The sequence below is a fragment of the Streptomyces jumonjinensis genome (assembly GCF_009600885.1).
In the GTDB taxonomy this organism is placed as follows: domain Bacteria; phylum Actinomycetota; class Actinomycetes; order Streptomycetales; family Streptomycetaceae; genus Streptomyces; species Streptomyces jumonjinensis.
Genome location: NZ_VCLA01000036.1, coordinates 1 through 7,946 on the forward strand (window position 1 = coordinate 1; position 7,946 = coordinate 7,946).

A 7,946-nucleotide genomic window follows, 5' to 3' on the forward strand; every position below is an offset into this window, starting at 1 on the left:
GCGCGGCGGCGTACACCTCGGGCAGGCCCGCGGGCTCGGGGAGGGGCCGGGCCCGGCGCGCGCCGGGCCCGTGCAGCTCCTGCGCGCACTCTTCGCACAGCGGCGTCCTCGGGAGACCGCAACCACCGCATGCGATCGGCAGCACCAAGCCGGAGATCTCCTGCCACCACCGCCGCATGACCCCACTGTGCCAAGGGATCGAGGGCCCCGCCACCCCTGTGGACAACCGACCGGCCTGCGACTTCCCGGACCGCATCAGCGCAGGTGGGCCACCCGGACGGCGTCCCCGGGCCGACCGGTCCGGGGCCGGGTCACCCGCAACAGCGGGACAGCGGGACACCCGGAACAGCGAGGCAGCAAGTCGGCCCGGGGAGGGGTCAGGGGGAGGCCAGGGAGAAGCCAGGAAAGGGTCAGCCGGGATAGACGGGCGACGAGCCCTTGATGACCACCGTCTGCCAGTTGCCGCCGGGCGGCAGCCGCACGATGCCATCGCTCTCGGAGTGCGCCACAAGCGGCTGACTCTCGTCGTCGGAGGCGGCGACCGTTCTGACGCTGTTGAGCCCCGGCAGCACCGCCGCGGCCGAGCTGGAGCCATCGGTCTGGATGTGACGCACCTGCTGCACCCCGCCGGCCTCCTTGCCGACCACCGCGAGACGGCTGGGCCCGGCCCAGGACACGGCCGTCACCGTCTCCATCTGCGGTGCCGCCTGACGCAGCTCGGCGATCGACACCACCGGATCGCCCTTCGGCCCGTCCCGCTCCACCCGCCCGATCTTCAGTGTGGTCTCCTCGCCCTCCGTCAGCAGCAGCGCGATCCTCGTCGCGTCCGCCGACACCTTCACGGACTCGATCCGCGCGCCGCCCAGCCCCTGGAGGATCCTGACCTCCTTCGGCGGGCCCGAGCCGTCCTCGAAGCGCAGCAGCGCCGGGCGCTCCGGGTCACGGTCGGCTATCCACAGATCGCCGCGACCGTCCCAGCTGGGGGCCGACAGCCGGGTCTCCGGGGTCCCGCCCTCGCTCTCCACCAGCGAGGAGGCCGCTGTGCCGTCGGAGGTGATCGACGAGACGTGCAGATGACGGAAGTCCTTGGAGACCGCGGCGGCGGTGCTCTCGTCACGGGCCACCGCGACCTGGCTCATCGGCAGCTCGCCGCTGCCCAGCGGCCCCGGCACATTCGACGGCTTGTTCCCGGCGTCCCCGGGCAGCACCGCGAGCCGGCTCTTGTCGTCCACGAAGTACTGCTTGCCCGACCTGGTCGCGAAGGGGTCCGGCGCGTACCCGTCCGCCTGATCGCTGTCGAGCACACAGAGCGAGGTGCCGTTGGCGCGCGGCAACTCCACCTGGCCGACCCGGGTGGACGGCAGCCCCTTCAGGGTGAAGAGGATCTGCGCCGCCATCCGGTTGCACTGGGAGGTGCTCACCCCCGACGCCTTCTCGTTGAGCGGCACCTTCAGGGTGTCCTGGTCGTCGAACGTCAGCGACTTGACGCCCTTCTTCAGCGTCGTCCCGGTGGGGAAACGCGATTCGACGACGGGTTCCAGCCAAGTCGTCGGACCGTCGAGCAGCGCCACCACCGCCTGGGTGACGGGGTCCATCCGCTGCCGGATGAAGACGGGGTCGGCCACCATGGTGGGGCGGCCGGTCGCGAAGTAGTACTTGTTGACCGAGCGGTAGTTGCGCTGGAAGTCGGACGCCCCCAGCACAAGCCCCTCGGGCAGACTGTCGATGCGCCACTCCTTGCCGTCGGCACCGCTCTGCCGCGACAGATGGATGGTCTTCTGATACTTGGACGGCGTGATCGCCTGATAGGCGTGCCGGTCGTCGACCATGGCGATCTGCCGGCCCCGCAGCGGAAAGTCGATGCCGGGGTTGTCCCGACCGCCCTCCCTCGCCGCTCCCGGTACGGGCGCCGCGGCCAGCACCGTCGTACCGGCCTGAGGCCGCCACTTCTTCGCCATCTCCGGGGTCAGATAGGCACGAGCAGTTGCGAAATCGGCGTCGTCGCTGGTCATCGCCTCCAGAAAGCCCGCCACCACCTCACTGGGCATGGCCCCCTTCTGCGGCGGCAGCGCCTCCACCCGGACCTGCGAATCCGCTCGCTGGGACGCCTTGACGGCACGGATGTCACCGCTGGTGGGCATCGAGGCGCAGCCGGCCAGCAGCACACCGCTGCCGCCGAGCAGCACACCGAACCGGAGCCTGTTCCGGCGGCCGGAATCAGCGCCCATGCGTTCTGCCCTCGCGATCCTGTGAGAAGTCCGTCAAGGAGTCGCCGGGCCGCTCGGCCGGACGGGCCACCACCCGGGCCCCGCTGCCAGGCAGCGCCGCCGGATCGACCCCCGGGGGAGCCATGGGGGCCGCCGCCGGATGGGACACGGCCAGCGGAGAACGGACCGAACCAGGCCGTCCGGACTGTCCGGGCTGTCCGGGCCGTCCGGGCTGTCCGGGCCGTCCGGGCTGTCCGGGCACGGAGGCCAGGAGCTGCCCGTACGTCTTCGGCGCGGAGCCGCCGGCACGTTCCCGGTTCTGCCGTGAGTCCTCGGGCTCCAGAGGTATCGGCGAGCCCCGCAGCGGCTCGTCCGCCGTCCGCGGAAGCGTCAGCCGGAACTGCGAGCCCCCTCCGGGCTCGCCCCAGGCCTGGAGCCAGCCACCGTGCAGCCGGGCGTCCTCGACGGCGATGGAGAGCCCCAGACCGGTGCCTCCGGTGGTACGCGCCCGCGCCGGATCGGCCCGCCAGAAGCGGTTGAAGACCCGGGTCGCCTCACCCGGTTTCAGGCCCACGCCGTAGTCCCGGACGGCGACGGCGACGGCGCCGCCCGCGACCGCCATCCGCACCACCACATCCCGGCCCTCGCCGTGCTCGACGGCGTTGACGACCAGATTCCGCAGAACCCGCTCGACCCGGCGAGCGTCGGCCTCCGCGATGACCGGCTGCTCGTCGCCGATCCCCCGTATACGGGTGCCCTTGCGCTCGGCGAGCGGTTCCGCCCCGCCGATCACCCGCCGTACGACCTCGCGCAGATCTATCGCCTCGGCCTCCAGCGCCGCGGCGCCCGCGTCGAAACGGCTGATCTCCAGCAGATCGGAGAGCAGGGACTCGAAACGGTCGAGCTGATCCCCGAGCAGCTCCGCGGAGCGCGCGGTCACCGGATCGAAGTCGACGCGCGCCTCATGGATGACATCGGCCGCCATGCGCACCGTCGTCAGCGGCGTACGCAGCTCATGCGAGACGTCGGAGACGAAGCGCCGCTGCATCCGCGACAGCTCCTCCAACTGCTGGATCTTGAGCTGAAGATTCTGAGCCATCTTGTTGAAGGCCTCGCCCAGGCGGGCGATGTCATCCTCGCCGGTGACCTTCATCCGCTCCTGGAGACGGCCGGCGGAGAGCCGCTCGGCGATCCCGGCGGCCATCCGCACCGGCGTCACGATCTGCCGCACCACCAGCCAGGCGATCGCCCCCAGCAGCACGACCACGAACAGCCCGGCCGTGGCGAGCGTCCCCCTGACCAGGTTGAGCGACTCCTCCTCCTGCGCCAGCGGGAAGACGTAGTACAGCTCGTACGGATTGCCGTCGATGTCGTTGAGCCGGGTGCCGACGACCAGGCCCGGCTCCGGCTCCGGCTCGTTCTCGTCGGTCTTGTACCGGATCTCGATGTACTTCTCGTACGTCCCCGTCCCCTGCCCGACGGCCGCCCGCAGATCCTCCGGAATGGAGGCCACATCCACGATTCCGGACCGCCGCGGACTGCGGTTCTGCCCCGCGCCCTCGGACTCGGGACTCAGCGCCACCACGTTGAACGCGCCCTGACCACCGCTGGCCAGCTGCTCCACCAGATCGGACCGCCACGAGCTCGTCGCGGTCCGCCCGTCGTCCGTGCCCGCGCTCTCGGCCGGCTTGTTGGCCCACTCCCGTGCCACGGCGAACCCGCCGGCGGCCTGGCTCTGCGCCGCCTTCCCCTTCGCGTCGAGCAGACCGTTGCGCACCTGCCCGATCACGACGAAGCCCAGGAGCACGACCACGCCCAGCGACATCAGCAGCGTGGTCACCACGATTCTGAGCTGGATGTTCCGCCGCCACAGCCGCAGAGCGGGCAGCAGCGGACGGCGCACCCAGCGCATGACGAGCCGGAGCATCAGACCTCCGGGCTCGCCGTCCCGCCCCAGCCGTCCGCCACGCAGCAGACGGCCGAAACGCGACGGCCCATGTCCGGACCCGGCAGCCCGCCCCGTACGGACTCCCGGCTCCCCGGGCTTCGGAGCAACGCTGCCGTGAGGCATGTCAGCTCGGCCCGGCCTTGTAACCGACACCACGGACGGTCACCACGATCTCCGGGCGCTCGGGGTCCTTCTCGACCTTGGAACGCAGCCGCTGGACATGCACATTCACCAGCCTGGTGTCAGCCGCGTGCCGATATCCCCAGACCTGCTCCAGCAGCACCTCACGGGTGAACACCTGCCACGGCTTACGGGCCAGGGCGACCAGCAGATCGAACTCCAGCGGGGTCAGCGCGATGGACTGCCCCTCCCGCTTCACCGAGTGACCGGCCACATCGATGACCAGATCCCCGATAGTCAGCTGCTCCGGCGCGGGCTCCTCCGACCTCCTCAGCCGCGCCCGAATCCGGGCGACCAGCTCCTTGGGTTTGAATGGCTTGACGATGTAGTCGTCGGCGCCGGACTCCAGCCCGACCACGACGTCCACCGTGTCGCTCTTGGCGGTGAGCATCACGATCGGCACCCCGGACTCGGCACGGATCAGGCGGCACACCTCGATGCCGTCCCGACCGGGGAGCATCAGATCCAGCAGTACAAGATCCGGCTTGGCCTCACGGAAAGCGGCAAGTGCCTTGTCGCCGTCCGCTACAAAAGACGGCTCGAAACCTTCACCACGCAGCACAATCCCGAGCATCTCGGCCAGTGCGGTGTCGTCATCGACGACAAGGACTCGTCCCTTCATAATCGACATCATCCCATTAGCTAATCGTGACCTGGCGTGACCTGGCACACAGCTCCGCCACTCCCACCCCGGTGACCGGGGACAACGTGCCTTCTTCAGTGACGATCGCCGTCACCAGCTCCGGCGGTGTGACGTCGAAAGCGGGGTTGTACGCCCGCGTCCCGGGAGGCGCGACCGCGACCCCCGCACCGCCCCCGCCGGCCGACGGCCGCGGCGCGGTCACCTCCGTCACCTCGTGTTCCGCCCGCTGCTCCACCACGATCGCCGCCCCGTCCAAAGTGTCCAGATCGATCGTCGTCGTGGGCGCGACCACGACGAACGGCACATGGTGGTACTTCGCCAGCACCGCGAGGGGGTAGCTGCCCACCTTGTTCGCCACGGAACCGTCCGCCGCGATCCGGTCCGCGCCGATGAGAACGGCGTCCACCTCGCCCGCCGCGAACAGCGAGCCCGCGGCATTGTCCGTGAGCAGGGTGTACGGCATGCCGTTGCGGGCCGCCTCATAGGCGGTCAGCCGGGCCCCCTGGAGCAGCGGCCTCGTCTCGTCCACCCACAGCCCGCGCAACCGGCCCGCACGGTGCGCGGCGAGCGCCACCGCGAACGCCGTGCCCTCCCCGCCCGAGACCAGCGCCCCGGTGTTGCAGTGCGTGAGGATCCGATGCCCCCCACCGGGGAAGAGCTCGTCGAGGAACGCGAGCCCATGCCCGGCCATCCGGGAGCTGGCGCGAGCGTCCCGCCGGTGCAGTTCCCGGGCCGCCGCGAGCGCCGCCCGCGCGGCCTGCTCCGTGCCCTGCTCCGCCGCCGCCCGGTACGCGGCCAACGCCAGCCGCACCCCCAGGGCCAGATTCACCGCGGTGGGCCGCGAACGCTCCAGCAGCAGCGCCGCCGCCGCCACGTCATGGCCCCGCACCGCGGCGAGAGCCACCCCATAAGCACCGGTGATGCCCAGCAGCGGCGCACCCCGCACGGCGAGCGTCTGGATCGCCCGCACCAGAGCGGGCACATCCGCGCAGACCAGCTCCACTTCCTCGGCGGGCAGCCGGGTCTGGTCCAGGAGCACCACCACCGGCCCGTCCGGAGGCTCCTCCCAGCGCAATGCCCGCAGTGCGGGCCGCTCATCGGGTGCCGCTTCATGCGCGTACTGATCAGCCATCCGCCCAGTCTGCCCGCTGAGCCACGGACATTGAAGGCGCGATGGGCATACGGGGCTCACCCGGCGAACGGGCCCGCGTGACACGATGGCTGCCTGCCCGCCGGTCCGACGACCGGCAGGCCCTGTACCCACGTCGGTTCCGAACCGACCCCACAACCGATTCATGAGGTGGACGACTGTGAACGACACTCCGGGCTGGGCCTCGCCCGGATCCGCTCGCTCCGACGGCCAGAACGCGGATGTGCCACGGCCCGCCGAGCCCGCCGACGACAACGGCCCAGCCTCGAAGTGGTCCAGCGATCAACCACCCGCCGCTCAGTGGTCGGCACCGGAGGGCCGTACCGCCCCCGGACGGTACGGCCCTCCGGTGCCGCCGCAGCCCTCCCCGGGATGGGGCGGTCGACCGCAGGGCGGCTGGGGACAGCCGCCTGCGGCCAAGCCGGGAGTCATCCCGCTGCGCCCGCTCGGCGTCGGTGAGATTCTTGAGGGTTCCGTGTCGACGCTGCGCGCACACTGGCGCACCGTTCTCGGCATCACCCTCACCGTTTCCGTGATCGCCCAGATCGCCACTGTCCTGGCGGGTCGCTATCTGCTGCCCGAGCCGACGCGGATCTCCGCCGAGCCCGGCACGGCCGAGGCTCTGCGCCAGAGCGTGGAATCGCTACAGACCTCCTTCATCGGACTGCTGCCCACCCTGTTCATCGGCCTGATCGCCACGCTCTTCACCACGGCGCCGCTCACCGTGATCATCAGCCGCTCGGTGCTGGGCCGCCCGGCGACGCTCGCGGACGCCTGGCGGGAGGCACGCCCCCGGCTGGCTCAACTCCTCGGCCTCACCCTGCTGCTGGCGCTGATAGCCGCAGCCGTCGGCTCGCTCGCGGTGCTGCCCGGTCTGCTGGTGGGGGACACGGCCGGATTGACGCTCATCGCGCTCGGGACCCTCGCGGCCATCCCCGTCGTCATCTGGCTGATGGTCAGGTTCTCTCTCGCCCCGCCCGCGCTGATGCTGGAACGCCAGGGCGTCATCGCGTCCCTGCGGCGCTCGGCGAAGCTCGTTCAGGGCACTTGGTGGCGGATCTTCGGCATCGTTCTGCTGACGCTGGTGCTGACCCTTCTGGTCACGATGGTCATCGCCATACCGTTCGTCGCGATCGGATTCGTCGCGGACGGCACCGCCCTGAGCGACATGCTGGCCGGCAGGACACCCGAATTCGGCTGGACCTACACGATCATCACAAGCATCGGCTCGGTGATCGCCGCCGCCATCACCTATCCGGTCTCCGCGGGTGTGACCGCACTCCTCTATATCGACCAGCGCATCCGCCGCGAGGCACTCGACCTGGAACTCGCCCGTGCCGCCGGAGTCCCCGGCTATGGCACTGAGCCGCCGGGCAGCAGCCTCAGGAGCTGATGTCCACGACGCCCACCGCGAGGGGGGCGCGACGGCCACAGGGAAATCGATCCGCGAGAGCGGTGACGTCTCCGGTGGACGCCGCGCCCCCCTCTCTCGTTGTACGGCCGACGAGTACGAGCGGTCCAAGCCCGATGTACCAGAGCAGCCTCAACCTCCCCCAGCCCGCGTACAGCCGCTTCTGAGACAGGAGCGGCGGCCCTCTCCCTCTTCACCGCCCCGCCTCCGACGTCGCGTTCCCCCGAACGCCCCCCGGGGTCCTGAGAAAGGGCCCCGTGTAACGCCGGGTGCAGCTCCGGGAACGCGCGGAACCGGAGCTACAGAGGCCGGGAACGCAGAAAAGCCCCGGGCCTCCCCCCACAGAAACGGGGGGTGACCCGGGGCTGAACACACAACACAAACACTTCACAACACAACAGAAACAG

The 7,946-nt window shown here is 70.7% G+C and carries 5 protein-coding genes; 1 reads left to right on the forward strand and 4 read right to left on the reverse strand.

The features are described from left to right. Positions 1-410 precede the first annotated feature (410 nt). From FF041_RS04900 to mtnA, 4 genes are read right to left on the reverse strand one after another with little or no spacing between them, the layout of a single operon-like run. Positions 411-2,228: an LpqB family beta-propeller domain-containing protein gene (locus FF041_RS04900; RefSeq protein WP_194291937.1), complete on the reverse strand. Its 1,818-nt coding sequence runs from the start codon at positions 2,226-2,228 to the stop codon at positions 411-413. Then, positions 2,218-4,278 carry an MtrAB system histidine kinase MtrB gene (mtrB, locus tag FF041_RS04905; protein WP_153521181.1) on the reverse strand — a complete coding sequence of 687 codons (2,061 nt, stop codon included), beginning with the start codon at positions 4,276-4,278 and terminating at the stop codon, positions 2,218-2,220. The genes FF041_RS04900 and mtrB overlap by 11 nt, the downstream gene beginning before the upstream one ends. A 1-nt stretch (position 4,279) precedes the next feature. Beyond that, positions 4,280-4,969: a two-component system response regulator MtrA gene (gene mtrA / locus FF041_RS04910; protein WP_007448372.1), complete on the reverse strand. Its 690-nt coding sequence runs from the start codon at positions 4,967-4,969 to the stop codon at positions 4,280-4,282. 4 nt (positions 4,970-4,973) lie between these two features. Next, the gene (mtnA, locus tag FF041_RS04915; RefSeq protein ID WP_153521182.1) at positions 4,974-6,110 is read right to left on the reverse strand and encodes an S-methyl-5-thioribose-1-phosphate isomerase; all 1,137 of its coding nucleotides are present in this window, start codon (positions 6,108-6,110) and stop codon (positions 4,974-4,976) included. 178 nt (positions 6,111-6,288) lie between these two features. Between mtnA and FF041_RS04920 the strand changes: the two genes are divergently transcribed. Next, positions 6,289-7,521, forward strand: coding sequence for a hypothetical protein (locus FF041_RS04920; RefSeq protein WP_323391241.1), 1,233 nt, complete (start codon positions 6,289-6,291; stop codon positions 7,519-7,521). Positions 7,522-7,946 lie beyond the last annotated feature (425 nt).

Coding starts and splice junctions, on each gene's coding strand:
- mtrA (WP_007448372.1), bottom strand. CDS start 4,969: ATGATGTCGATTATGAAGGGACGAGTCCTTGTCGTCGATGACGACACC.
- mtrB (WP_153521181.1), bottom strand. CDS start 4,278: ATGCCTCACGGCAGCGTTGCTCCGAAGCCCGGGGAGCCGGGAGTCCGT.
- mtnA (WP_153521182.1), bottom strand. CDS start 6,110: ATGGCTGATCAGTACGCGCATGAAGCGGCACCCGATGAGCGGCCCGCA.
- FF041_RS04900 (WP_194291937.1), bottom strand. CDS start 2,228: ATGGGCGCTGATTCCGGCCGCCGGAACAGGCTCCGGTTCGGTGTGCTG.